Source organism: Alkalicoccus daliensis (assembly GCF_900103955.1).
GTDB lineage: Bacteria > Bacillota > Bacilli > Bacillales > Salisediminibacteriaceae > Alkalicoccus > Alkalicoccus daliensis.
In genome coordinates this window covers 41,684-65,655 of sequence record NZ_FNIL01000011.1, presented here as the reverse complement: position 1 = coordinate 65,655, position 23,972 = coordinate 41,684, and the positions used below count along the sequence as shown (strand labels likewise).

Annotated in this window: 23 protein-coding genes; 16 read left to right on the top strand and 7 right to left on the bottom strand. The window is 44.7% G+C overall.

The window, feature by feature from the left end; all coding sequences use genetic code 11:
* Positions 1-134 precede the first annotated feature (134 nt).
* The 5 genes from BLP92_RS14545 to BLP92_RS14525 all read left to right on the top strand — a co-directional run bounded on the left by BLP92_RS14545 (position 135) and on the right by BLP92_RS14525 (position 5,233).
* On the top strand, positions 135-917 hold the full coding sequence (locus tag BLP92_RS14545) for an ABC transporter ATP-binding protein (RefSeq protein WP_090843676.1): 783 nt from the start codon (positions 135-137) through the stop codon (positions 915-917).
* 18 nt (positions 918-935) lie between these two features.
* Positions 936-1,895 (top strand): ABC transporter substrate-binding protein, encoded by a 960-nt coding sequence (locus tag BLP92_RS14540; protein ID WP_090843675.1) that lies wholly within the window; start codon positions 936-938, stop codon positions 1,893-1,895.
* Between the two features lie 3 nt (positions 1,896-1,898).
* On the top strand, positions 1,899-2,660 hold the full coding sequence (locus BLP92_RS14535) for an ABC transporter permease (protein WP_090843674.1): 762 nt from the start codon (positions 1,899-1,901) through the stop codon (positions 2,658-2,660).
* Positions 2,661-3,004: 344 nt separating this feature from the next.
* Positions 3,005-4,321: an endo-1,4-beta-xylanase gene (locus BLP92_RS14530; RefSeq protein ID WP_342028398.1), complete on the top strand. Its 1,317-nt coding sequence runs from the start codon at positions 3,005-3,007 to the stop codon at positions 4,319-4,321.
* A gap of 141 nt (positions 4,322-4,462) precedes the next feature.
* Entirely contained in the window at positions 4,463-5,233 is a 771-nt protein-coding gene (locus tag BLP92_RS14525; protein WP_090843672.1) for an SDR family NAD(P)-dependent oxidoreductase, read from the top strand.
* A 78-nt stretch (positions 5,234-5,311) separates the two neighbouring features.
* Here the strand turns inward: BLP92_RS14525 and BLP92_RS14520 are convergent, their stop codons facing one another.
* On the bottom strand, positions 5,312-5,758 hold the full coding sequence (locus BLP92_RS14520) for a winged helix-turn-helix transcriptional regulator (protein ID WP_090843671.1): 447 nt from the start codon (positions 5,756-5,758) through the stop codon (positions 5,312-5,314).
* 152 nt (positions 5,759-5,910) lie between these two features.
* On the opposite strand from BLP92_RS14520, the gene BLP92_RS14515 reads away from it, so the two are divergent.
* The 3 genes from BLP92_RS14515 to BLP92_RS14505 all read left to right on the top strand — a co-directional run bounded on the left by BLP92_RS14515 (position 5,911) and on the right by BLP92_RS14505 (position 7,970).
* Positions 5,911-6,435 (top strand): DUF4242 domain-containing protein, encoded by a 525-nt coding sequence (locus tag BLP92_RS14515; RefSeq protein WP_090843670.1) that lies wholly within the window; start codon positions 5,911-5,913, stop codon positions 6,433-6,435.
* A 25-nt stretch (positions 6,436-6,460) separates the two neighbouring features.
* The gene (locus BLP92_RS14510; RefSeq protein ID WP_090843669.1) at positions 6,461-7,507 is read left to right on the top strand and encodes an acyl-CoA dehydrogenase family protein; all 1,047 of its coding nucleotides are present in this window, start codon (positions 6,461-6,463) and stop codon (positions 7,505-7,507) included.
* A gap of 280 nt (positions 7,508-7,787) precedes the next feature.
* On the top strand, positions 7,788-7,970 hold the full coding sequence (locus BLP92_RS14505; RefSeq protein ID WP_090843724.1) for a YqaE/Pmp3 family membrane protein: 183 nt from the start codon (positions 7,788-7,790) through the stop codon (positions 7,968-7,970).
* 131 nt (positions 7,971-8,101) lie between these two features.
* Here BLP92_RS14505 and BLP92_RS14500 read toward each other — a convergent pair whose 3' ends face one another.
* Genes BLP92_RS14500 through BLP92_RS14490 form a run of 3 tightly spaced genes read right to left on the bottom strand, consistent with a single transcriptional unit; the run spans position 8,102 to position 11,707 of the window.
* On the bottom strand, positions 8,102-10,024 hold the full coding sequence (locus tag BLP92_RS14500; protein ID WP_090843668.1) for a PTS fructose transporter subunit IIABC: 1,923 nt from the start codon (positions 10,022-10,024) through the stop codon (positions 8,102-8,104).
* A 1-nt stretch (position 10,025) separates the two neighbouring features.
* On the bottom strand, positions 10,026-10,952 hold the full coding sequence (pfkB, locus tag BLP92_RS14495; RefSeq protein ID WP_090843667.1) for a 1-phosphofructokinase: 927 nt from the start codon (positions 10,950-10,952) through the stop codon (positions 10,026-10,028).
* Positions 10,949-11,707, bottom strand: coding sequence for a DeoR/GlpR family DNA-binding transcription regulator (locus tag BLP92_RS14490; protein ID WP_090843666.1), 759 nt, complete (start codon positions 11,705-11,707; stop codon positions 10,949-10,951). The genes pfkB and BLP92_RS14490 overlap by 4 nt, the downstream gene beginning before the upstream one ends.
* Positions 11,708-12,443: 736 nt before the next feature.
* Here BLP92_RS14490 and BLP92_RS14485 point away from each other — a divergent pair.
* The 5 genes from BLP92_RS14485 (at position 12,444) to ytvA (ending at position 18,244) form a co-directional block, all read left to right on the top strand.
* Positions 12,444-13,604: a galactokinase gene (locus BLP92_RS14485; protein ID WP_090843665.1), complete on the top strand. Its 1,161-nt coding sequence runs from the start codon at positions 12,444-12,446 to the stop codon at positions 13,602-13,604.
* A 48-nt stretch (positions 13,605-13,652) separates the two neighbouring features.
* A complete protein-coding gene (galE, locus tag BLP92_RS14480) occupies positions 13,653-14,651 on the top strand; it encodes a UDP-glucose 4-epimerase GalE (RefSeq protein WP_090843664.1) in 999 nt (332 codons plus the stop codon).
* A complete protein-coding gene (gene galT, locus BLP92_RS14475) occupies positions 14,651-16,159 on the top strand; it encodes a UDP-glucose--hexose-1-phosphate uridylyltransferase (protein ID WP_090843663.1) in 1,509 nt (502 codons plus the stop codon). Before galE ends, galT begins: the two co-directional genes overlap by 1 nt.
* A 15-nt stretch (positions 16,160-16,174) precedes the next feature.
* Positions 16,175-17,386 (top strand): ROK family transcriptional regulator, encoded by a 1,212-nt coding sequence (locus BLP92_RS14470; RefSeq protein ID WP_090843662.1) that lies wholly within the window; start codon positions 16,175-16,177, stop codon positions 17,384-17,386.
* Positions 17,387-17,464: 78 nt separating this feature from the next.
* Positions 17,465-18,244, top strand: coding sequence for a YtvA family blue-light photoreceptor (ytvA, locus tag BLP92_RS14465; RefSeq protein ID WP_090843661.1), 780 nt, complete (start codon positions 17,465-17,467; stop codon positions 18,242-18,244).
* A 179-nt stretch (positions 18,245-18,423) separates the two neighbouring features.
* On the opposite strand, the gene modB is transcribed toward ytvA, so the two are convergent.
* Together modB and BLP92_RS14455 are read right to left on the bottom strand one after the other, a co-directional pair.
* Positions 18,424-19,089, bottom strand: a complete 666-nt coding sequence (gene modB / locus BLP92_RS14460) for a molybdate ABC transporter permease subunit (protein WP_244516867.1) — start codon at positions 19,087-19,089, stop codon at positions 18,424-18,426.
* Positions 19,090-19,116: 27 nt separating this feature from the next.
* The gene (locus tag BLP92_RS14455; protein WP_090843660.1) at positions 19,117-19,500 is read right to left on the bottom strand and encodes a hypothetical protein; all 384 of its coding nucleotides are present in this window, start codon (positions 19,498-19,500) and stop codon (positions 19,117-19,119) included.
* A 265-nt stretch (positions 19,501-19,765) separates the two neighbouring features.
* On the opposite strand from BLP92_RS14455, the gene BLP92_RS14450 reads away from it, so the two are divergent.
* The 3 genes from BLP92_RS14450 (at position 19,766) to BLP92_RS14440 (ending at position 22,808) form a co-directional block, all read left to right on the top strand.
* Positions 19,766-20,722, top strand: coding sequence for a D-2-hydroxyacid dehydrogenase (locus BLP92_RS14450; protein ID WP_090843659.1), 957 nt, complete (start codon positions 19,766-19,768; stop codon positions 20,720-20,722).
* A 246-nt stretch (positions 20,723-20,968) separates the two neighbouring features.
* Entirely contained in the window at positions 20,969-21,412 is a 444-nt protein-coding gene (locus BLP92_RS14445; protein WP_090843658.1) for a MarR family winged helix-turn-helix transcriptional regulator, read from the top strand.
* Position 21,413: 1 nt separating this feature from the next.
* Entirely contained in the window at positions 21,414-22,808 is a 1,395-nt protein-coding gene (locus tag BLP92_RS14440) for an MATE family efflux transporter (protein WP_090843657.1), read from the top strand.
* A 522-nt stretch (positions 22,809-23,330) separates the two neighbouring features.
* Here BLP92_RS14440 and BLP92_RS14435 read toward each other — a convergent pair.
* Positions 23,331-23,957, bottom strand: a complete 627-nt coding sequence (locus BLP92_RS14435) for a class I SAM-dependent methyltransferase (protein WP_090843656.1) — start codon at positions 23,955-23,957, stop codon at positions 23,331-23,333.
* Between the last annotated feature and the right edge of the window lie 15 nt (positions 23,958-23,972).

Here is a 23,972-nt window from a genome sequence, read left to right as displayed (position 1 = left end):
AAGATAAGCATAAGTGTGACTGCGTGGGAAATGTATGAGGACAGGTTGTTTTTTCTGACTAAGTATATTAATATAATCTAAAGCAGAGTAAACGGGTATGATTTATTATAAATCAACACAGGGGAGAGTTAAATATGGCTGAAACACTCGTAACATTAGAACATATTGAAAAAAAATTCATGAAAAATGGAGCATCAGAACAAGTTCTTCGGGATATTAATTTAAGTATTGAAAAAGGAGAAACGGTATCGATTCTTGGGAAAAGCGGCTGTGGGAAAAGTACCTTATTAAATATCATTGGCGGGTTTTACGAGCCGAGCAGTGGAGATCTCCGGTTTGAAGGGGAGCAGGTAACACGTCCTTCCCGAAGAGCAATTATGCTTTTCCAGCACTACGCGCTGCTTCCGTGGCGTTCTGTGTTAAAAAATGTAGAGCTGGGGCTGGAACCGGAAGGCTTGTCGGCAGAGGAACAGCGGGAGCGGGCCGTGAGATACTTAAAATTAGTAGGACTGAATGACAGTCTGCACCAGTTCCCTTCGCAGCTTTCAGGAGGTATGCAGCAGCGGGTGGCAATTGCCCGCGCACTTGCGATCCGCCCGGAAATGGTGCTGATGGATGAGCCGTTTGCAGCACTTGATACTTTTACCAGATATTATCTGCAGGATGAACTGTTAAAGATACAGGAGCAGGAGAAAACAAATATTATTCTGGTAACGCATGATATTGATGAAGCGGTGTATTTATCAGACCGTGTATTTATCATGGATGCGAATCCGGGCAGAATCCGCAGAACAATTCCGATTGAACTGCCGCAGCCCCGGGATAGGAGCCACAGCGATTTTCAGCATTACCGGAAAATGATTCTGGACGAATTTGATTTAAGCCGACAGGAAGAATCACTGGAATACAATATTTAACCAGCAGGGGAGATTATTATGCAGCGCACGAAAAAACTATTACTCAGCTACGGACTTGTTTCTTCTATTTTTATCTCTGCCTGCGGAAGACCGGCTGGTACGGGAGAAGAAGCAGATGTGATACGTATCGGTCACCTGCCGATTACCCACGCAGCTCCATTATATTTTCTGGATGCCCATCAGGAAGAATATTTAGATGGAGTAGAAGTGGAGCTTGTCCGCTTCAGCAGCTGGATTGAATTAATGGATGCTTTAAATACAGGCCGGATTGACGGGGCATCTGTCTTGTTTGAACTGGCAATGAAAGCAAGAGAGCGAGGGATTGGCATACAGGCCATGGCACTCGGGCACCGGGAAGGAAACCCGATTATCGTGGATCCCGAAGTGGAAAGTGTGGAAGAACTTGCAGGAACGACAGTAGCAATTCCTCATACGCTTTCTGCACATAATCTGCTGCTTGACGAAATGCTTGCAAGAGCGGGAATGGAATACGGCGACGTCAATGTAGTGGAAATGCCGCCGCCGGAAATGCCGGCGGCACTTTCGGAAGGAAGGGTTTCAAGCTATATTGTCGCAGAGCCTTTCGGAGCGCTTGGAGTTACGAATGAGGTCGGAGAAGTTCTTTACCAGTCCAGTGAATTCTGCCCCAGCAACTGCCTTTGCTGCGCACTCGTCCTGCGGGAAGATTTTATGGAAAACGCACCTGAAGCAACAGATCAGTTTATGGAAGGGTATCTTGCAGCAAGTGAGCTGGCGGGGGATGGCTCCGAGGAATCCCTTGCCACCCATGCAGAATATTTACCCGTGGATGAAACTGCACTGCAGCTTTCCCTCGACTGGATCTATTACGATGATCTGGATATTAAAGAAGAAGAATATGAATTTCTGCGCAATAAGCTGATAGAGCTGCAGCTTGTCGATGAACCGCCGCAGTTTGATGATTTTGTAAACCGCAAATACCTGGAGGGAAGAGGATAATATATGAAGCTGACATCAACCTTTACTTACGTACTAATTGCCTTTATTACCGTTATTCTCCTCTGGCAGGGGATAATCTGGATCGGGGACTATCCTGAAGCGCTGCTTCCTTCTCCTATCATGGTTTTCTGGGGCCTTGTTTCTATTATTCAGGACGGAACATTGATCAATCATATTACCATCAGCTTATTCCGGTTTTTCTCCGGATATTTAAGCGCCGTAGTGATCGCTGTTGTACTGGGACTGCTTTTAGCGCGCTCCAGGCACGTATGGCGGGTAGTAGACCCGATTGTGCAGGTGCTCCGTCCAGTTGCGCCGGTTGCCTGGTCTCCTTTTATCGTCTTGTGGTTCGGCATCGGCAATATGCCGGCGATAGTGATCATTTTCATCGCTGCTTTTTTCCCGGTACTGCTGTCGACAGTCTCTGCAGTGAAAAAAATTGATCCGACTTATCTTAAGCTGGCAGAGAATCTGGAACTGAGCAGATCCTCACTCTTATGGAAAATTATCTTTCCTGCTTCCTTCCCTTATATCGCAAATGGACTTCACATTGCGGTAGGGACAGCATGGATTTTCCTTGTTGCTGGTGAAATGATCGGGGCACAGTCTGGATTAGGATACTTAATTGTAGATTCCCGGAATGCACTGGATCTCGACCTGGTTCTTGCCGGCATCATTGTTATCGGGGTGCTCGGACTCCTCCTCGATAAAGGAATCGGCCTGTTTGAAAAATGGATTGGTAAACAATGGGGCGTGCAGTCCTGATAAAAAAACTGACCTGCAGAAAAGTGCAGGTCAGTTTTTTCTTGTAAAAATTTAGTGCTGAACACATATAATGGTTCTGAAAAATCAAAGCTATGGAGAATTATCGTATAAAGACCTGATAATTTTGTAGTAATTGTAATATATTCCATGGGTATAATTAACTAAATAACGCAAATATTTAGTTAATTCATTGAACTTACTAAGTTTACATAGTAAGCTTAATTTAAATTGACAGCGCTTTCTTAAGAAAGGAGGTAATTCCATATCTGTCTTATAAAAACTAAATGCGGAGAAGACAGAGCCTGTCGATAGAATCTAAAAAATTATTCGAAGGAGAGGGTTTTTTGAAACAGGTAAAACGCACAGTAGCAGCAATTCTCGGTGTTACACTGGCAGCGCCATTAGGAACAGGAGTCGTTTTGGCAGATGAACATAATCCTCACGCACTGGACGTACAGTCGATGCAGGAAAGATTTGAAGATTCTTTTGACATAGGAGCAGCTGTAGAATTGTACCAGCTGGAAGGAGAACACGGTGAAGTACTTAAGCATCACTACGGCAGTGTTGTAGCGGAAAATGTTATGAAGCCGCTTTACATTCAGCCGGAAGAAGGGGAATTTTACTGGGATGATGCTGATCAGCTGGTGGATTTCGCAAATGAGCATGACCTTGATTTAAGATATCATACATTGATCTGGCACAGTCAGGTTCCGGAATGGTTCTTCATTGATGAAAACGGAAATCCGATGGTAGAGGAAGAAGATCCGGATCAGCGGGAAGCAAATAAAGAATTGCTGCTGGACCGTATGGAAACACACATCAAAACAGTCGTGGAACGTTATAAAGATGACGTGGATGCATGGGACGTTTTGAATGAAGTAGTGGATGACGGTGGCGGTCTGAGAGAATCTGAATGGTATCAGATTACCGGAGATGAATATATTAAGCGGGCTTTTCACGCTGCACGTGAAGCAGGCGGAGAAGACGCGAAATTATTCCTGAACGATTATAATACAGAAATTAACCCGAAGCGTGACGACCTTTATGATCTTGTAGAGAGAATGCTTGCAGAAGGGGTTCCGATCGACGGTATTGGTCACCAGGCACACATTCAGCTGGACTGGCCTACCATTGAAGAGACAGAAGAATCCATCCGCATGTTTGACAGCCTCGGACTGGAAACACACATTACAGAGCTTGATGTGAGCCTGTATGGTTATCCGCCAACACCAGCATTTGACACTTACGCTGATATCCCTGAAGAAGCTTTTGAACGTCAGGCAGAGCGCTATCACCAGCTTTTCACACTGTATGAGTCACTGGATGATGCGATTACCAACATCACTTTCTGGGGCATCGCAGACGACCATACGTGGCTTGATGACCGAGCAGAAGAATTTAATGACGGTGTAGGAAAAGATGCACCGTTTGTATTCGATGTAGATATGCATGTAAAGCCTGCATACTGGGCGATGATGAGTGAGGAACCGGCAACGGATGAAGAAATGGAAGAAGGAGTAGAGCCGGTAGTACCGGAAGAAGACGGAGATGAGCTTCCGGATACAGCTACCAATACGCCGCTTTACGGGCTTCTGGGCCTGATGATGGCTGCAATGGGTGCAGTACTATTTAAAACAAGAAAGAAAACAGAAACCGTATAAAATGAAGCAGCCCGGATCAAAATCCGGGTTGTTTTTTTCTGTGCTGTGATATAGCTTTAAGGTAAGTTTATGTTCCTGGAAAAAGGGAATATAAATTATGTGAATTATTTCACAAATACATTTTAAGGGGTGCTGAAAGCGATGGCAAGACTTGAGGGAAAAACAGCTATTATTACCGGCGGAGCAAACGGCATTGGTAAAGTAACTGCAGAAAAATTTCTCAAGGAAGGTGCACGTGTAACCATCGTAGATCTGGATCAAAAAGCACTGGAAGAAACAAAGCAAGAACTGGAAGGACATGGCGAAATCATTGCGGTGCAGGCGGACGTAGCAAAAGAAGAAGACGTTAAAAATTTTGTGGACGAAACGATGAAGAAATTCGGCAGTATTGATATTTTATTCAATAATGCAGGAATTGAAGGAAAGGTTGCAGCGCTGCCCGATCAGACGCTTGAAGACTTTCAGAAAGTATTTAATGTAAATGTACAGGGAACGTTTCTTGGGTTGAAATATGTGATGCCGATCATGGCAGAGCAGAAGAGTGGCAGCATTATCAATAACTTCTCTGTAGCTGGATTTATCGGCGCACCGGGCGTTGCACCATATGTAACTTCCAAGCATGCAGTCATCGGCCTGACCAAAACAGCAGCGCTGGAAATTGCGGATTCCAACGTCCGCGTAAATTCCATCCACCCGTCTCCGGTAAATACCCGGATGATGCGTTCCTTAGAAAAAGGATTTAATCCGGAGGACGCGGAAGGCGTAAAAACCCAGCAGGAAGAAGCGATTCCGATGCACCGCTATGGAGAGTCGGAAGACATTGCCAAACTGGCACTGTTTCTCGCTTCTGATGAATCAAGCTTTATCACCGGTTCCCAGTACCGCATTGACGGAGGACTGGCAGCTAAATAAAATACGCAGCAAAAAAGCTCCAGTGCAATGCGCCGGAGCTTTTTTAACGTTTTAAAGGTGAAACTGGCTGCTCCGGCATTAATTTACTTTTTCTGTATGCAGGAGCACAGGATGTACTTCATCCTCTGTTACCTTGGTTTCGCAGGAAGGACAGTAGTAGCCGATTTCCACTTCCTGCTCGCACTTCGTATGCACGAGTTTCTTGTAACATTCATCCAGGTGCGTACGTCCCCAGACAAGCATCGCATCAAAAACGGTGGAAAAAGCTTTGCCGCTTTCTGTCGGCGTATATCGATAACGGGGAGGGTGATCTGAATACAATGTGCTGGAAATTAAATCAAGCTGTACGAGATGTTTCAATCTATCGGATAAAATATTGGAAGAAATACTCGTAAGCTCCTGCTTCAGTGTATTAAAAGTATCATTCCCTACCAATACTTCATGCAGCACCAGCATGGTCCATCGGTCCCCGACCAGGTTCAGTGTCTGTGCAATGTTGCATTCTAGTGGATACCGGCTTTTCATAAGTCAAAACCCCTTCAGATGAGTAATAATTGCTCATTTTAAAACATAAGCAGAAAAAAAGAAAGCAAGTGAGTTGTTTTTTTTAACTTACTGCGTTAAAATAATCCCTATAAAGCTTATAGGTTTAATTATAACAGAGGAGGAATAACGATATGTCATTATTTTTGATTGAATCAACATTAAACGATAATATTAAAACAGAGGAAGCATTTGAACAAACGGTAAGTGAGCTGGAAAAAGAACTCAGCCAGGAACTAATTGAGGTACAGGTTGCTTCAGACTTTGGGCGGGCTTTCTTTATTTTTGAAGCTGATGATGAAGCAGCACTGAAGCAGCAGCTGGAAGCAAAGAATATTCCTGTAGATCTTTCCAAAGAAGTCCGCATCGTAGGACAGGATCTGGAAGAAGCGAAACAGCAGAAAGAAAAAATCAACTACCTTGTAGAGTGGAACCTGCCGGATCACCTTACAATGGATGCGTATCTGGAACGTAAAAAGAAAAATTCTGTACACTACGCAGAAGTGCCGGAAGTATCTTTTTCCCGCACGTATGTATGCGAAGATATGACAAAATGCCTGTGCTTCTATGATGCACCGGATGAAGAAGCTGTAGGCCGTGCGCGGGAAGCTGTAAGCGCGCCAGTGGACAGCATCACACAGTTAAACAGTAAAAAGTAAAGGAATTTTAAGAGGAGGGGCTACCGTGCACGCACTCAACCAAGATGTACAGCTGGACAATCTGCTGGAAAAGGATTTAAAACCGCTGGTTCGCTCTATTGATGAAAAGGCGTATTATCCCAGAGAATTTCTGCTCTCGCTCGGGACCGGCGGGTACCTTTCTTCAGAAAATAAAACGGTCGCAGAAGCAGCAGCGGAGGAAGTGCAGGTGGTAAAAGAAGTTTCCTCCTACTGCATGACTACCGGCTTTAACCTCTGGTGTCATATGGCTGCACTCACTTATGTGAGACACACAGAAAACACAGGCTTAAAAGATCGTTTTCTGCCAAAGCTGGAAAGCGGAGAACTGCTTGGTGCTACCGGATTGTCCAATCCGATGAAGTTTTATGCGGAACTGGAAAAGCTGCATCTGAAGGCGGAGCCGGTCCCGGGAGGCTATCAGCTGAACGGAGCCCTTCCGGCAGTTTCCAACTTAGGTGAAGGCCACTGGTTCGGGGCGATTGCTGCAACGCCGGATAACCACCGGATAATGGCATTTGTGTCCTGTGACCAGGAAGGCATCTCCCTGAAGGAAAAAGTATCGTATCTCGGTTTAAACGGCAGTGCAACCTATGCTGTCCGTTTTGAAAATGTGTTTATTCCACAGGAGCAGATCTTAGCGGAAGATGCTGATGCCTTTGTACAGAAAATTCGTCCTTACTTTGTGACGTATCAGGTGCCGGTCGGTCTCGGTGTGATCGAAGCCGCAGTTGCCTCAATGAAAAAATGTGCGAATAAGCAGAGCGGAGTCAATGAATATCTGCCGGTGCAGCCGGAAGACATCGAAACACCGCTCCGTGGCATTGAAGCTGATTTTAAGGCACTGCTGGAAGAAGGAGTCACCTGGAAAGAGATTCTTGAAATCCGCCGCCGCACTGCCTATCTCACTATGGAAGCTGTGCATGGTGCCATGATGCACGCTGGAGGCGCAGCCTACATGAAAACAAGTGCCGACGGACGCCGGCTCAGAGAAGCATATTTCTTTATGAATTTAACACCAACGATCAAGCATCTGGAAAAAATGCTTTCGTAATTATGAAACTTATCACTGCTTTCCTTTTTAAAAGGGGAGGCAGTGTTTTTTTTATGCAGCTTTGTTAATGTTCATTTTTGAAAAAGAAAACTTCGCTGCCGCAGACCTGCCGTCGACGAGCTCTTCAGCTTCCTTACTGTTTTGGAAAAAACCAAAGAATTCATTGACCATACAATATATCATTCACAATCTTACAAAGAGAATAAAAAAGAAATTTGTTTTGCAATCCGTCAAAAAAGGGAAGGAAAGAGTTAAAAGCGGAATTAAAGAGGTGATAAACATGATGTGGATTTTAGCGATTCTGCTGCCGCCGGTAGCTGTATTTCTTTCCGGGAAGCCATTTCAGGCTTTCATTAACCTGATCCTGACATTAATTTTTTATGTGCCGGGTATGATTCATGCGATCCTGGTGGTGAAAGAAAATAAAGACGATAAACGCATGGAGAGATTTAACAGCAGATAATAATGCCAACGCAGTTTGTTTATTTGAAGAATGACTGAAAGATAAATATGTACCGCCTGGGAAACAGTTCCCGGGTGGTTTTTCTATGCAAAAAAACCCCCGTTTCTTAATAAGAAATGGGGGAAGATTTATTATGCAGCTTTTGAATTTGTCGTTGTTGTCGTACCTGTACTGATATCTTTCTTTAAAATCTTGAGCATGATTGCCGTAACGAAAGCTCCGGCTAAAATTGCTACGATGTACATCGGCCAATTTTCAACCAGAAGGAGAACGAATACTCCGCCGTGAGGAGCAGGCGTTGCATTTCCGAACAGCATTGCTAGTGCACCTGCTGTTGCGGACCCGGCAATCAGCGATGGAATTACTCGGGCTGGATCAGCCGCTGCGAACGGGATCGCACCTTCTGTGATGAAAGAGGCACCCAGGATATAGTTTGTCTTACCTGCATCCTGCTGTTCTCTCGTAAACTTGTTTTTAAACAGTGTTGTAGCAAGTGCGATTCCAAGTGGCGGAACCATACCGCCGGCCATAATTGCAGCCATCGGCATAAGCGTGTTTGCCTCAAGCATTGCAATGCCAAATGCATAAGCGGATTTATTAACCGGTCCGCCCATATCTACTGCCATCATACCTCCAAGGATAATACCAAGGATGACTGCGTTTCCTGTTTCCATTCCGCTGAGCCAGCCGACAAGTGTTGTCTGTACCGCTGCCATCGGCACTACAAGGAAGTACATAATGAAACCTGTTAAAAAGATACCAAACAATGGAAGAATCAAGATCGTTTTAATGCCTTCAAGTGACTTCGGCATAAAGTTAAAGACTCTGCGAATTCCAAGTACAAGGTAACCTGCAAGGAAACCTGCGACAATACCGCCGAGGAAGCCCGCTTCTCCGGTGCTTGCCATTAAACCACCGACCATACCGGCCGCAAAACCAGGACGGTCAGCAATGCTGTAGGCAATGAAACCGGCAAGTACTGGCACGAGCAGGAAGAACGCGTTTGCGCCGCCGATCGTGGAAAGAATTTCACCAAACCAGGTGATTTCACCATTTACCGGGTCTTCGAAAAAGAAGGAAAGCGCAATGAGAATACCACCACCGACAACGAAAGGAAGCATATTGGAAACACCGCTCATCAGGTGCTTATAGATTGCAGCACCGACAGAGCGCTTGCCGCCTGTGCCTGCTTCTTCACTTCCGCCGCTTTCACCGGAAGCGCGGTGTACAGAAAGGTTGCCTTCATAAGCATCTTCAAGCAGTTTCGTCGGCTTTCGGATACCTGCTGTTACAGGTGCGTTAATCAATTTTTTACCGTCAAAGCGGTCCATTTCAATTTTCGTGTCTGCTGCGATGATAACCGCATCAGCGCGTTCGATATCTTCTTTCGTAAGACGGCTTTTCACACCGTCAGAACCATTTGTTTCCACTTTGATATCATAGCCAAGCTTATTTGCTGCATCTTTCAGTCCGTCTGCCGCCATGTACGTGTGGGCAATCCCGGTAGGGCACCCTGTAACAGCGACAAAGTAAGGCTTGGAACCATCTTTGGCCTGTGTTTTTTCTTTTTCCTCTTCTGCATCCTGTGCACTCAGCTTTTCTTTCTCTTTCAGATCCACTGCTTTTAAAATTGTGCCAGTCGAATCAGCGCTCATAAGGGACTCACGGAACTCTTCGTCCATTAGGAGGGTGGATAGACGGGAAAGTGCCTGAAGGTGAGTTTCATTCGCACCTTCACTCGCTGCAATCATGAAGAAGAGATGGCTCTTTTCGCCGTCGAGTGCGTCATAATCAATGCCTTCTTTGGAACGGCCGAACACTATCGCAGGCTCTGTTACTGCTGCTGTTTTCGCATGGGGGATAGCAACGCCTTCCCCGATCCCTGTGGAGCTCTGGGATTCTCTATTTTTAATAGCTTCGATGAAGGAAGCACGGTCGGATAAATGGCCGGCATCATCAAGCTTCGCAGCGAGTTCTTCAATGGCTTCATTTTTAGACGTTGCCTGCAGATCTAAAATCATCGTTTCTTTTTTTAGAAGCTCTGTAATTTTCATTTTATTTCCCTCCTATTTGAAATGTTTTTACCTGAATATCAGGGAGGAGCCGCTGAAAGGTTTCTTCAGTGACAAATCCCTGGGAAAAAGCAGTGGCTGATCCGAAGGCGACGCTTGTCTTAAGTGCCTGCACAAGGTCGTCTTTCTCAGTAAGGCTGAAAAGAAATCCTGCTACCATAGAATCACCTGCCCCGACAGAGTTTTTAACTTCTCCTTTTGGAACGGAAGCTTCCAGCACCTGCTCTTTACTTACCAGAAGCGCCGGGCTGCCGCCGGAAGAAACGAGCACATGCTGTGCACCGTCTTCTACAGCTCTTTTTGCTAAAGTAATAACTTCTTCCTGCGTTTCTGTTTTTGTATCGTAAAGCGCCTCCAGTTCAGCGATGTTCGGCTTGATGAGAAAAGGATTCGCTTTCAGGCCGGACCGGAGTGGTTCTCCACTCGTATCAAGCACAGTTCTTATATTTTTCACCGCTGCAGCCTCCATCAGGCTGGCGTAAAAGTCAGGGGAAAGATTCGTTGGAAGACTTCCCGATAACACCAGCGTATCTTCTTCCTGAAGCTGATCCAGCTGTTTAATGAGCTTTGCTGCATCCTGCTCGGTAATCTCCGGAGACTGGCCGTTTACTTCTGTTTCAGCGTCCGTTTTCAGCTTTACATTAATTCTCGTCATTCCTTCCACTTCGATAAAGCTGGTATCAAGTCCCTGCTTCTGAAGTGTGTTTTGAATGAATTCTCCGGTGAAACCTGCGGTAAAACCGAAAAGCTTCGTGGGAATATGAAATAACTGAAGGACTTTGGAAACATTGATTCCTTTTCCGCCGGGAACCATCCGCTGGGTATCCGCACGGTTCGTTTTACCAAGCTGGAAATTGTTAACGCTTACCAGATAATCCACGGAAGGATTCAAGGTCATCGTATATATCATATTTTCACCGCCTCTACAGAAGTTTGTTCTGCAAGTTTATGCAGATATTCTAAGGTGTCTTTATTGCTGTCTGTCAAAAGAGTGGCATCTTTTAAAGAGCCGAAGCAGGTAAAAGACGTCTGATCGAGCTTGGAAGAATCCGCAAGTATGAAAGCCTGCTGGGATTCGCGGATTGCAAGTTCTTTGATATATGCTTCCTCCGGATCGGGGGTGGAGTATCCAAAGGTAAGGTCGACTCCGTTCGTTCCGAGAAAAGCTTTATCAAAGCGGTATTTCTGCATGGCTTCTGCAGCGGCTTTCCCGATAAAAGCGTGTGTTCCGGTTTTAACATATCCTCCTAACACATAAGTATAAAAATCATGCTGGATGGAAGTGTTGATAATATTTAGTCCATTCGTGACAATGGTGACGTTTTTCGCAGTGATTTTACTGATCATGGCTTCGGTCGATGTGCCGGCATCAATGTAGATGGAATCATTATCCTCCACGTAGCTTGCTGCCAGTGCGCCGATTCTCTCTTTTTCTTTCGTAAAAGCAGTGATTTTCTCTGACATTCCAGGTTCATCTGATTTACGGGAGGGAAGGGAGGCACCGCCATGTATGCGCTTTAATTTTTGCTGTCGCTCAAGTTCGCTCAGATCGCGTCGAATAGTTGATTCAGAGGCACCTGTAGCATCGATAAGCTCAGCGATTTTAGCAATCTTCTGCTTTTGCAGCAGATTGAGGATTGCGTGCTGTCGTTCAAAAGTTAACATTCGCTTCACCTCATTTGGTTGTTAACTACATCATAAACGATCAAACAATCAAAATCAATCATTTTATTTCAAAAACAATCAAAAATATTTAAAACCAGTCATAGGCGGTTTTTTGAAGGGAGACTTTAGGAAAGGATGACTGCTCTCCTGTGCTTAATTCAAAACATCAGCCAGCTGGGGGATGGGGGACGCTGGTTAAAAATGAATTCCACGTCCATAAAAGTGAATAAATAGGAATATACCTTTTAAAAAATGAGTAACGCCCTCCAGCGCGAGAGTAAACAGACAGCACGTGAGTAAATCCTGTGAAAAATGAGTAAACTGCAATGGTAGATGAGTAACCCTTGTTACTGCGAGAGTAATGCCCGTTTTCTCACAGGTTCTTTGAAAACCTGAGATTAGGAAAATGTACTATTTCAAAAAGTGGTATTTCGTTAATGATGAATTAAGCTCCAATAACGATGAATAAAAGCAAAATTCCCTAAATTAAAATCAGATTCGTCTTTCATAAAATCAGAAAGGGAGCTTATTGACAGAAGACCACTAATGACAGAAAACCGTTCTTTTCATTAAACACGCTGAATCAGAGAGAAATAACTTAAATACTGTACCTGCCCCAAACTACCTTTATATAGAAGAACCCTTTTTCTTTCCCAAAAAATAAGTTATACTAAAACTAATACTTAATTAATTATTTTAATTAAGAAAGAATCCAACGGAAAGCGGGTGGCTTTTTATGAAGGAAAAAGTGCAGAAATCGTATAAAGAAATCTACGGTCATTCCCCGGAAAGAGTATTCTTTGCACCTGGAAGAGTAAACTTAATAGGAGAACATACGGATTACAACGGAGGTTACGTCTTTCCATGTGCACTGACGGTAGGAACATACATGGCAGTGTCGCCAAGAGAAGATCGGGAAGTTCATTTATATTCCGGTAATTTCACAGACAAAGGAGAAATTACCTTCTCGCTGGATGAACTGCAATATGAGGAAGCACACGACTGGGCAAATTACGTAAAAGGGGTGCTCTCTGTATTCGCAGAAGATGGTTATACGGGTACCAGCGGATTTAACGCATATGTTTACGGAAATATTCCGAACGGGGCAGGGCTTTCTTCTTCCGCTTCCATTGAACTTGCAGCGGCGGTTGCCTGGGATGCAATGCAGCAGTTTCACATGGACCGCATCCGGATGGTCCAGCTGGCGCAAAAAGCGGAAAATGAATTTATCGGCGTCAACTGCGGCATCATGGATCAGTTTGCGATCGGCATGGGGAAGGAGAATCATGCCATGCTCCTCGACTGTAATTCTCTGGATTACGAATACGCACCGGTCGAGCTGAAAGATATGAAACTTGTGATTGCAAATACCAATAAAAGACGTGGACTGGCCGATTCCAAATATAATGAAAGAAGAAGCGAATGTGAAGCAGCGCTGAAAGATCTGCAGCAGGAACTCGATATCGAATATCTCTGCCAGCTGACGCCTGGAGAACTCGCGGAAAAATCCCATCTCATTCAAAACGAAACAAATCTCCGCCGTGCAAAACATGCGGTGAAAGAAAATGCACGCACAGTAGAAGCACAGAGGAAACTCAGTGAAGGGAATCTGGCGGCCTTTGGCAAGCTGATGAATGAGTCCCACACTTCGCTGCGGGATGATTACGAAGTGACAGGAAAAGAACTTGACGCACTTGCAGAGGCAGCCTGGAACCAGGAAGGCGTGATCGGCTCAAGAATGACTGGTGCCGGGTTCGGTGGATGCACGGTAAGCTTAGTCAAAAAAACAGGAATGGATCAGACGCTTGAAGCAATCGAAGCAGACTATGAAAAAGCGACAGGGGTCAAACCTGATTTCTACGTAGTGGGAATTGGTGACGGCGCGAAAGAACTGTAGCAGCTTCATGGAAAGCAGCTTCGGTATAAATAAAAGGAGGAATGTACAATGGCAGTATTAGTTTGTGGAGGCGCAGGTTATATTGGAAGTCATGGAACAGCGGAGCTGATAGATCAAGGAGAAGAAGTAATTGTACTTGATAATCTGCAGATGGGACATGAGCAGGCTGTAATGGATAAAGCCGTCTTTTATAAAGGGGATTTAAGAGACGATAAAATACTTGACACCGTTTTTTCAAATCACCAGATTGAAGAAGTAATTCATTTTGCAGCAGATTCACTAGTAGGAGTAAGCATGGAGCAGCCTCTCGATTATTATGATAATAACGTTTACGGTATGCTCTGCCTTCTAAAGAAAATGAAGCAGTATGGCGCAAAAAGAATTGTATTTTCCTCTACTGCTGCGACCTACGGTGAACCTGAAGAGGTGCCTATCACTGAGGAGTCTGTAACGAAGCCGACCAATCCTTACGGACAGACGAAGCTTGCCATGGAAGAAATGATGCACTGGTGCAAAGAGGCGTATGGAATAGAATACGTGGCACTCCGTTATTTTAATGTTGCAGGCGCACATTCCAAATATGATATCGGCGAAGACCATCATCCGGAAACTCACTTGATTCCTATTATTCTGCAGGTCGCCCTTGGCCAGCGGGAGAAGATCTATGTTTTTGGAGACGACTACCCCACTGAAGATGGAACATGCATCCGTGATTATATTCATGTAGAAGATTTAATTCAGGCACATGTAAAAGCGCTGAATTACCTGAGAGAGGGAGGCGCTTCCGATGTATTCAACCTGGGTAACGGCAATGGCTTCAGTGTGCAGCAGGTGATTGATACCGTCGAAGAAGTGACAGGGAAAAGTATTTCCCGGGAAATTGCCCCCCGACGAGCGGGAGACCCTGCAGCGCTTGTAGCATCTTCTCAAAAAGCGCAGAAAACACTTGGATGGAAGCCGGAGTTTTCCGATTTGAAGGCAATTGTAAAAACGGCTTGGGACTGGCATCAAAAATATCCCCAGGGGTATAAAGCAGGTGAGAAGTAATGATAGATGCATTATTAAATGAGCTGATCGCTTATGCAAAAAAGAAGGCACTGGTGGAAGAAGAAGATATTGTTTTTATAAAAAATCAGCTGATGGAAAAGCTGGGGCTGCAGGAATCTTTAGAAATGCCTGGAGCGGACCTTGAACCACGCGAGCTTCCGGAAATAAAAGCTGAAATTCTTGCCTGGGCTGCGGAAACGGGTGTATTAAAAGATAATACTGTCACAGAACAGGACCTGCTGGATACGAAATTGATGGGCGTATTGGCAGAGCGTCCTTCTGGAATTATCAGCTTTTTCAGGCAGATACAGGAGGAAAAAGGAGTGGAAGCAGCAACTGCCTGGTTCTACAAGTGGAATCAGGATATTGATTATATCCGCAGAGACCGTATTGCGAAAAATATGAGCTGGCGGACTCCGACAGAATTTGGAGATCTGGATATTACTATCAATTTATCAAAGCCGGAAAAAGATCCAAAAGAAATTCAAGCAGCAAAGCAGGCTGCCACGGCGAACTATCCGCTCTGCCTGCTCTGCCGGGAAAATGTCGGCTATGCGGGAAGAATGAATCATCCAGCAAGACAGAACCTGCGGACGATTCCTGTAACGCTTGCAGAGGAAAACTGGCATGTGCAGTTTTCTCCATATGTGTATTATCATGAGCATGCAATCGTCTTAAAAGCTTCCCACGATCCAATGAAAATTACGAAGCAGACATTTCAGCGGCTGTTGGATTTTGTGGAACAGTATCCGCATTATTTTATCGGATCGAATGCGGATCTGCCGATCGTAGGCGGCTCTATTTTAAGTCATGATCATTATCAGGCAGGGAAGTATGAGTTTCCGATGGCAAGAGCGGAAGAGGAAGAAACTGTGGATGTGAAGCATTACAGCGGCGTTACTGCAGCGAAAGTGAAATGGCCGATGTCCGTGCTGAGAGTAAAAGGAGAAAACAAAAATTCTGTAGTGGAAGCATCTGATTATATTCTGGCTCAATGGAAGCAATATGAGGACACAACTGCAGAAATCTATCCGTTTTCAGGAAAAGAACCGCACCATACCATTACTCCTATTGCCCGTTACCGGGAAGGGAAGTATGAACTCGATCTCGTCCTTCGTAACAACAGAACTTCTGATGAGCACCCGATGGGGATTTTCCATCCGCATCAAGAAGTGCATCATATTAAAAAGGAAAATATCGGCTTAATTGAAGTAATGGGGCTCGCAGTGCTTCCAGGCAGATTAAAAGATGAACTGCAGCAGCTGGGGGAGGCTCTTTTAACGGAAGAACCTGAAGTGGAAATAGCTGCAAATGAAACAATTTCCAAGCATTTAAACTGGGCGCTGGAAGTGAAAAAACGTAATCCTCATATTTCTCTCGATAATTATCAGGAAATATTGCAGCAGGAAGTCGGATTGATTTTTGCGGAAATTCTAGGGCATTCCGGTGTTTTCAAACGTTCGGAAGAAGGACAGAAAGCTTTTGTCCGTTTTATGGAATCGCTATAGGCAGGAGGGAAAAATATGCTTTCGCAGCAGACAGGCAGTTTCCGTCATATGAAATCGTTAAACCGTTCTTTAATTTTGAATACGATCCGGCGGCACCAGGCGATTTCACGCGCGGAAATTGCAAAAGAAACTAACCTGACACCTCCTACCGTAACGAACATCGTAAACGAACTCATAAAGGAAAACATGGTATTTGAAAGCAGTGCTGGAGAATCCAAAGGTGGAAGAAAGCCGATTTTACTAAAGATAAAATCTGACAGCCGTTTTGTAATAGGAGTGGATATTGGGGTAAGCAAAGTGCGTCTTGTAGTGAGTGATCTGGAAGCATCCCTCTTTGAACGCAGCGTATTGGATACTCCGGCACATCTGACACGGACAAGCTTCCTCGAATTCATTACCAGTGCGCTGCAGGCTTTTTTGGAAGAACTCGGCAGTAAGAAGGAAAAGCTGATCGGTATCGGCGTAGCAATGCACGGCATTGTCGACCATCGTACCGGCGTTTCCATTCATGCACCGACACTTGGGCTTATGAATGTCCCTGTAAAAGAACATCTGGAACAGCATCTGCAGCTTCCGGTGGAAGTGTCCAATGACGCCAAAGCACTGGCAATCGCAGAAAAGTGGTTTGGCGCAGGAAAAGCCTTTGATAATTTTCTTTGTCTGAACATTGTAGAAGGCATCGGTTCCGGGCTGATTATTAATAATGAGCTGTTTCATGGGCATCACAGCCTGGCAGGAGAACTTGGACACATGCCGGTTTCTCAGGAAGGACCGCTTTGTTCCTGTGGCGCAGAAGGATGCCTGCAGACATTCATCTCCGAAAATGCGATCCAGAGAAATATGGAAGAGAAGCTGCTGGCCGGGGAAGGAAGTTCTCTACAAGCATCTTTTGAAAAGGACCAGACCCCGGATATGCAGCTGATTTATCAGCATGCTGCTGCAGGGGACGAATTAAGTAAACGGGTGTTTGAAGAAGCGGGCAGGTACCTTGGACTCGGTTTAACCAGTGCCATTCATTTTATGAATCCTCCGCTGATCATTCTCGGCGGCAGTATATTAAAGTATGTGGACGTGTTACTTCCGCCGATGAATAAGGTTCTCACAGGCAGGGCGCTCACAGAAGCTGCTGCTTCCACAAAAATTGAGATTTCTGAACTAGGGGAAGACGGCACATTAAAAGGTGCATGTACGCTTATTCTGGCAAATCTCTTTCAATCAGGAAACTGACTGGAGTCCTTTCTTTAATTATCGCAGGTTGTCGGGTACAATAGGAAATGTGCGAAATATGAAGAAGGAGGAGATCCTGTGGCAGAAGATTTGCAGGCTTTAAAAAATAAAGTGCTGGAAAAAACACAGCTCGTTTTTATTATCTGTGATCCCAGCAAGCCGGATAACCCAATTATCTATGCAAACCAAGGTTTTTCAAGGCTGACTGGCTATGAAAATGAGGAAATCATCGGTAAGAACTGCCGGTTTCTTCAAGGGGAAGACACTGATCCGGAGACGGTGGAAACGATCCGTAAAGCTATTAAAAACAAGGAGCCTGTTTCTGTAGAATTATTAAATTACAGGAAAGACGGAACTTCTTTCTGGAATTTACTTCATATTGATCCTATATACTTAGAAGATGAGGAACAGTTCTATTTTGTCGGGATTCAAAAAGATATCACTGCGTATAAAAAAGCTGAGCAGAAGCTGGAAGAGTACAATAATGAGATTGATCTTCTTTCTACGCCGATCGTTCCCGTAAAATCCGATGTGTCTGTTCTTCCGTTGATTGGTAATATTGATGAGAGAAGAATGAATGTTATTGTGGAAAGAATTCTTCCGGAGCTTAACAACACAAGTGTGGACACTCTTATTGTAGATCTTTCAGGGTTTCAGGACATCGATGAAACAGCAACCGGAAGCATCTTCCGGCTTGCAGATCTTTTAAAGTTAAAAGGAATAGAGATGATTCTTACAGGGATTACTCCTAAAATTGCGATTCGTGCAAGCGGGCTGGATATTGATCTCTCTGCTTTAAAGACCTATGGTTCTGTAAAGCAGGCGCTTGATACGCTTGATTCAGTAAAAGAATCTTAAAAAAGACCCCTGAATCAGCGGAGACTGCTGTCGGCCGCTTTCGGCGGAGGGTTTCTTTGCTCCAGAGACATTTCTTTATGAGTGTCTGCCATATATGTTTAAGCTGTGCAGATTTCCGGCACAGCTTTTTTGTGCCTGTATATATTGTACAAGAGGACCATTTGCAGGGAGGGCTGTCCTCAGACTTTTGCGGCGAAGCGCCGGTGCACGAGATAAAGAATGGCAACTGTGAAAGCTGTTAACACTGCCGCCATAAAATTTGCTTCTGCAATCCTGTCTGCCTGAACTGCATCATAGATTGCGATGGAAAGTGTCTGCGTCCGGCCCGGGATGTTCCCGGCAACCATCAGCGTTGCGCCAAATTCGCCCATTGCTCTCGCAAAGCCAAGGACTACCCCTGCAAGTACACCGCGCCAGGCAATCGGCAGAATAATAAAGCGCAGCAGCTGAAAGGAGGAAGCACCATCAAGGCGTGCCGCTCCTAAATAGTCTACATCAATAGACTCGAAAGCTGCCTGCATCGGACGAATGAGGAGAGGAAGCGCAGCGATCGCAGCCGCAGCAACCGCTGCCTGCCAGGTGAAGACAATGGGCCCCCCAAAGAGAGCTTCGTAAGTCTGGCCGATCACACTGTTGCGCCCGAGCGTTACCAGAAGATAATACCCCAGGACTGTAGGAGGGAGAATTAAGGGAATGGTAACGATAATAGATAAGAAGCTTGTGAGTTTATTTTTGTGAAAAGCAAAAATCCAGGCAAGCAGCACCCCTGCCGTAAACGCGAAAAACGTAGCGAATATTGAAATCTGCAGCGACAGCCGAAGCGGTCCCGCGATAGATTCAATCAAAACAATTTCCTCCCTCCGGTTCCCGGGTTATTCATCAGGGGTCTTTAACGCAATGATAAAGAAAAGAAAAAAGCTGAGCATTAAAACAGAACCGCTGATGATATAATACAGCAGACTGAATAAATCCGGGAGAGGTATTGTATCCAGCATAAATACGTACATCCCGGAAGTAAGTCCGATCGTTCCGATAATAGCTGTCCAGACATGCAGTGTCGTTAAGAGGCTGAGTTTCGGCCGGTACACTTTATAGTAGATGGACCAGACAAACAGTGACAGCCAGCCGACAACAAGAATATGCGCATGCACAGGCCGCAGAGCAGGGGAACCTGCCCCAGCCATATGTCCGCCCATAAAAGTACCGAGTACTCCAAAAGCTGCGGCTGCAATCAATAATTTTTTACTATGTGACATTTAAGAAAACTCCTTTGTTATTACTTACATACCAACTAATACAGTATAATAAATATTATACAGGTGTGCCAATTTCGTAGTATTTCTTTTTAAAAATTGTGTGAAGCGGATAAGATTATTAAAGAAAATGAGATTCGTTCGGCGTAAACAGGGAATTATATAATGAAGTACATAATAAAAGTAGACTTTCGGCAGGCATGCGCATGCAGCATGAACTAATATCCATGAGAAGAGCTGTTGTGACAGGGAAGAGGAGGAACTTAAAATGAAAAACACACTGATAGTAGCGCAGGATTTAAGCGAGCAGCTTCAAGAGGAAGTACGTGAGGCAGCGAAGGAATGGAAAGTAATTTTCGGACGTAAAGGGGAAGAGTGGAAATCCGAAATAAATAACGCTGAAATTGTAGCAGGCTGGAAACCGGAAATGGAAAAAGAATTGAGCAAAGATGCACCGCTGCGCTGGATTCAAACATGGAGTGCAGGGGTAGACAGTCTTCCATTGGATACTTACGAAAAGAAAGGTTATATCGTAACGAGTGCGAACGGAGTACATGCTTATCCAATTTCAGAAACGATTTTTGCCCTGCTTCTGGGGTGGACGAGGAAAATTCATAAATATGTGCGTCAGCAGGGACGGAAAGAGTGGCATCACGCACATTTAAATGGAGAAATTCACGGGAAAACAATGATGATATACGGAGTTGGAGCGATTGGGGAAGAAACTGCTAAAATAGCACAAGCCTTTGGCATGAAAGTAATAGGAGTACGAAAAAGTGGAAAATCTTCAGCGAATACAGATGAGGTTATAACTACAGCTGAAGCGGATCAGCGTATCAATGAAGCTGATGTTATCGTGAATGCCCTGCCGCTTACAGACGAAACGAAAGAATATTTCACGCTGAAAAGATTTCAAAAAATGAAAAAAGAAGCTTTTTTTATTAATATCGGCAGAGGAGATACTGTAGTGGAAGAAGCACTGATTGCAGTACTGGAAGCCGGGCAGCTTGCAGGAGCAGGGCTGGATGTGTTCCAAACAGAGCCGCTGCCAAAAAGCTCCTTGCTTTGGAACATGGAGCAGGTAATCATCACTCCCCATACCGCTGGGTCTACTGCGCTTTATAATGATCGGGTCATCCGCAATATCTTCCTGCCAAACTTAAAGGCGTATTTAAACAATGAGGAGCTTCCGGTGAACGTAGTGAATTTTAAAGAAGGGTATTAAGCAGAATATTTTAGGTGTATTTAGGAGAGCCTGCTGTTCATCCAGCAGGCTTTTTAAGTTGTCCAGGAATTTTCTATAGGTAACCTGCAGAGATAGAGTGCAGGGAGAGGGGGCATGCGGACGAACCTTGTTCCTATACTCAGAAATTTCGTTATGTAGATAAAACCAAAAGCATTGACTATTTATTTCGGTTAGCGTAATGTTAGGTAGCGAAGTAATCAGCAGAACGGAGAAAGAAGGACGAAAATGAATAATAAAAGAATGGAAGAAGCAGTGGGATATCAGCTCAGTCTGACTGCTCATTTAATTCACAATCAGCATAATCGCAGCTTAGCCAATAGAGGGCTGAGCCGTTCGCTCGTGAGAATTCTTTATCTGCTCAGAGAAGACGGCCCGCAGTCCCAGACAGAACTGCAGAACAAATTAAGGGTGCAGGGTTCCACGATGAATGGTCTTATTGAATCTTTATTAAAGAAGAACTTGATAATTAAAGCAGAAAGTGAAAATGACAGAAGACGGAAAGTCATCGAAATTACCGAGGCAGGCAGAGAAGTGGAAAGTGCTGTATGGAAAGAAATGCGTGAAATGGAAGAAGAACTTACTGCGGGAATCAGTGAAGATCAGCAGCAGTGGCTTTTAGAGACGTTAAAAAGCATGCAGCAGAAACTGGAACAAAGAAAGGAGCAGTGAAATGGTACAGCAAAAAGAACAAAGCACAAGGCTGGGCACTGAGCCGATTCCACAGCTCCTGAAGAGTCTTTCCATCCCGGCAATCATCGGAATGCTGGTCATGTCACTGTATAACATTGTAGATACAATCTTTATTTCCTATGCAGTAGGAATTGATGGGGTAGCAGCAGTAACCATTGCTTTTCCAGTGATGATTATTATGATGGCGCTCGCTGCTGCGCTTGGCATGGGTGGTTCCTCAGTTATTTCAAGAAGACTTGGGGAAAAACGGGAAGCAGAAGCAAATAGAGTGTTCAGTAATATCATAAGTCTCGTAGTCGTTCTCGGACTGCTCGGAGCAGCAGCTTCTTTTACGCTGCTGGAGCCGGTACTTACGATTTTTGGGGCGACTGAAAATATTATAGGATTGGCACATGATTATATATTTCCGATTACCCTCGCTACGATTTTCTTCACCTTTTCTTTTACGACGAACGCTATTATACGTTCTGAAGGAAACGCCCGCTTTGCGATGGTCACGATGATTATTCCTTCGGTGCTTAATATTATTTTAGACCCGATCTTTATTATCTGGCTGGACATGGGAGTACAGGGAGCATCGGTTGCTACGGTAATCTCCCAGGCAAGTGTTTCTTTCGTGGTGCTTTATTATTTTCTCGCCGGCAGGAGTTCACTTTTCATTCGGCTCAGCGAAATGATGCCGGAATTGAAAATAGTGAAAGAAGTATTTATTGTCGGCCTCCCCGCATTTGTCCGGCAGGTAGCGGGAAGTGTAATGATGGTAGCAATTAACGCGATGCTGATTCAGTACGGCGGTGAGTTTTACGTTGGCGTATTTGGAATCGTGCAGCGGATTGCAATGATTACTTTAATGCCGATGATGGGAATTTTACAGGGAATGCAGCCGATTGTCGGATATAACTATGGAGCACAGGATTTTGCGAGAATGCAGGAAGCAATTAAGCTCTCCTTAAAAGTAGTTACTGGGTTTTCAATAGGGGTGTTTTTACTTGTCATGCTGATTCCGCAATGGCTGATGACTGTGTTCACCTCAGATCCGGAAGTTATTGAAGCAGGTGTCTATGCGATGCGGATAATATTTGCGGCTGCTTTTGTAATTGGTGTGCAGGTAATCAGCGGCGGTTTGTATCAGGCACTCGGAAAAGCAAAACCGGCCTTAATTCTCTCGATGGCACGGCAGGTACTGTTTCTAATACCGCTCGTACTGATTCTGCCGCAGTTCATCGGCGTCTGGGGCGTCTGGATTGCATTTCCGGCAGCGGATATTCTGGCATTTGCCCTGTCCCTGTATTTCCTGTATAAAGATAGAAACTTATTCTTCAAAGGAGGAAATACTATCCACCGTCCGGAAGAAGTAGTAAGAACAGGCACTTAAGCCAGGGAAAATAATTTCAAAACAAAGAACCTGTTCCCTTCATCAGCAAGGGAACAGGTTCTTTTTATTTCTGTTAATATTCACTGGTGATAGAAGGAAACTTCGCTCCAATGACCTTAGATCTTCAGCTTCCTCGCTGTGGGATCTTCCCAGCTCTCTCTAAAAAGGCGTTTGCTGGTTTCCACTTTTTTCTTACTCCTATTACAAACTTTTTTTAACCAATAAAAAGTGAAGCCAAAGTGGTGTAGACGCCTGCGGAAAAAGGCGCCGCAGGCTTACCTCTCTTATATCAACACCTTAACAGAGACACTCATGCAAAATTTTTGCACCATGAAGTATGAAAATTAATACTGCTGTGTAACGAAGGAGAGGACGCCCAAAGGACTAGCGCAGTTGGAGAATCCATTTTGGCGGACGTTCTTTCCGTCAAAATTAGTCGAGAACAAGCCCTTGGGCAAGTCTCTCCGAAAGTGAAGCAGTATGATTACTTCTTTTTAGCAAAACTTTTATTTCAAGGCAGCCTTATTTTTTACATACTGCAATACCGATAGGATAGTGCACCTCTTCCCGTGGCTCTCGTTCAAAGCTTACTCCCGCCTGATAATAATATTCTACATGAGAGAAGCCGTAGCGGGATTCCTGGAACAGGGCAGTGAACTCTTCTTTTGTAAGCTGGAAGTAATGAAATGGAGTCCCGGATGGCTGGTTTCTTCCTGCCCCAAAGGGAGTAGAAAGAACAAGTGTACCTCCTGGATTCAGCATTTTTACAAGCTGTGCCAGAAACAATCGATCATCAGGTACATGCTCCATCGTTTCAAAAGATAAAATGGTGTCAAAGGTACCGAGCTTTTCTGGTAAAGAAGGGTCTAAAATGTCTCCCGTAATGAAATCTACTTTCGGATGGTAGTGTGCGCCTTTTGCGTATATGACTGTATCTTCATCCCGGTCGACTCCAACAAGGCTCGTAATATGTTTCTTGCGGGATTTTGCTGTCAGCTTTGTTCCATACCCGCTGCCACAGGCTATATCGAGCACACGCCCAGCCGCGTAGGGGAGTGCAAAATAATAGCGGGCAAGATGTTCAAGCCACATGCCGTTGTCAGGCTTCATGTATTCTGGAATCACTCTTTCTCCCGTATCTTTTAACATTCTACAGCACCGCTT

Excerpts from the sequence above, each read along its gene's own strand:
- BLP92_RS14545 (WP_090843676.1), top strand. The coding sequence starts at position 135 with ATGGCTGAAACACTCGTAACATTAGAACATATTGAAAAAAAATTCATG.
- BLP92_RS14540 (WP_090843675.1), top strand. The coding sequence starts at position 936 with ATGCAGCGCACGAAAAAACTATTACTCAGCTACGGACTTGTTTCTTCT.
- BLP92_RS14535 (WP_090843674.1), top strand. The coding sequence starts at position 1,899 with ATGAAGCTGACATCAACCTTTACTTACGTACTAATTGCCTTTATTACC.
- BLP92_RS14525 (WP_090843672.1), top strand. The coding sequence starts at position 4,463 with ATGGCAAGACTTGAGGGAAAAACAGCTATTATTACCGGCGGAGCAAAC.
- BLP92_RS14520 (WP_090843671.1), bottom strand. The coding sequence starts at position 5,758 with ATGAAAAGCCGGTATCCACTAGAATGCAACATTGCACAGACACTGAAC.
- BLP92_RS14515 (WP_090843670.1), top strand. The coding sequence starts at position 5,911 with ATGTCATTATTTTTGATTGAATCAACATTAAACGATAATATTAAAACA.
- BLP92_RS14505 (WP_090843724.1), top strand. The coding sequence starts at position 7,788 with ATGATGTGGATTTTAGCGATTCTGCTGCCGCCGGTAGCTGTATTTCTT.
- BLP92_RS14500 (WP_090843668.1), bottom strand. The coding sequence starts at position 10,024 with ATGAAAATTACAGAGCTTCTAAAAAAAGAAACGATGATTTTAGATCTG.
- pfkB (WP_090843667.1), bottom strand. The coding sequence starts at position 10,952 with ATGATATATACGATGACCTTGAATCCTTCCGTGGATTATCTGGTAAGC.
- BLP92_RS14490 (WP_090843666.1), bottom strand. The coding sequence starts at position 11,707 with ATGTTAACTTTTGAACGACAGCACGCAATCCTCAATCTGCTGCAAAAG.
- BLP92_RS14485 (WP_090843665.1), top strand. The coding sequence starts at position 12,444 with ATGAAGGAAAAAGTGCAGAAATCGTATAAAGAAATCTACGGTCATTCC.
- galE (WP_090843664.1), top strand. The coding sequence starts at position 13,653 with ATGGCAGTATTAGTTTGTGGAGGCGCAGGTTATATTGGAAGTCATGGA.
- galT (WP_090843663.1), top strand. The coding sequence starts at position 14,651 with ATGATAGATGCATTATTAAATGAGCTGATCGCTTATGCAAAAAAGAAG.
- BLP92_RS14470 (WP_090843662.1), top strand. The coding sequence starts at position 16,175 with ATGCTTTCGCAGCAGACAGGCAGTTTCCGTCATATGAAATCGTTAAAC.
- BLP92_RS14455 (WP_090843660.1), bottom strand. The coding sequence starts at position 19,500 with ATGTCACATAGTAAAAAATTATTGATTGCAGCCGCAGCTTTTGGAGTA.
- BLP92_RS14450 (WP_090843659.1), top strand. The coding sequence starts at position 19,766 with ATGAAAAACACACTGATAGTAGCGCAGGATTTAAGCGAGCAGCTTCAA.
- BLP92_RS14445 (WP_090843658.1), top strand. The coding sequence starts at position 20,969 with ATGAATAATAAAAGAATGGAAGAAGCAGTGGGATATCAGCTCAGTCTG.
- BLP92_RS14440 (WP_090843657.1), top strand. The coding sequence starts at position 21,414 with ATGGTACAGCAAAAAGAACAAAGCACAAGGCTGGGCACTGAGCCGATT.
- BLP92_RS14435 (WP_090843656.1), bottom strand. The coding sequence starts at position 23,957 with ATGTTAAAAGATACGGGAGAAAGAGTGATTCCAGAATACATGAAGCCT.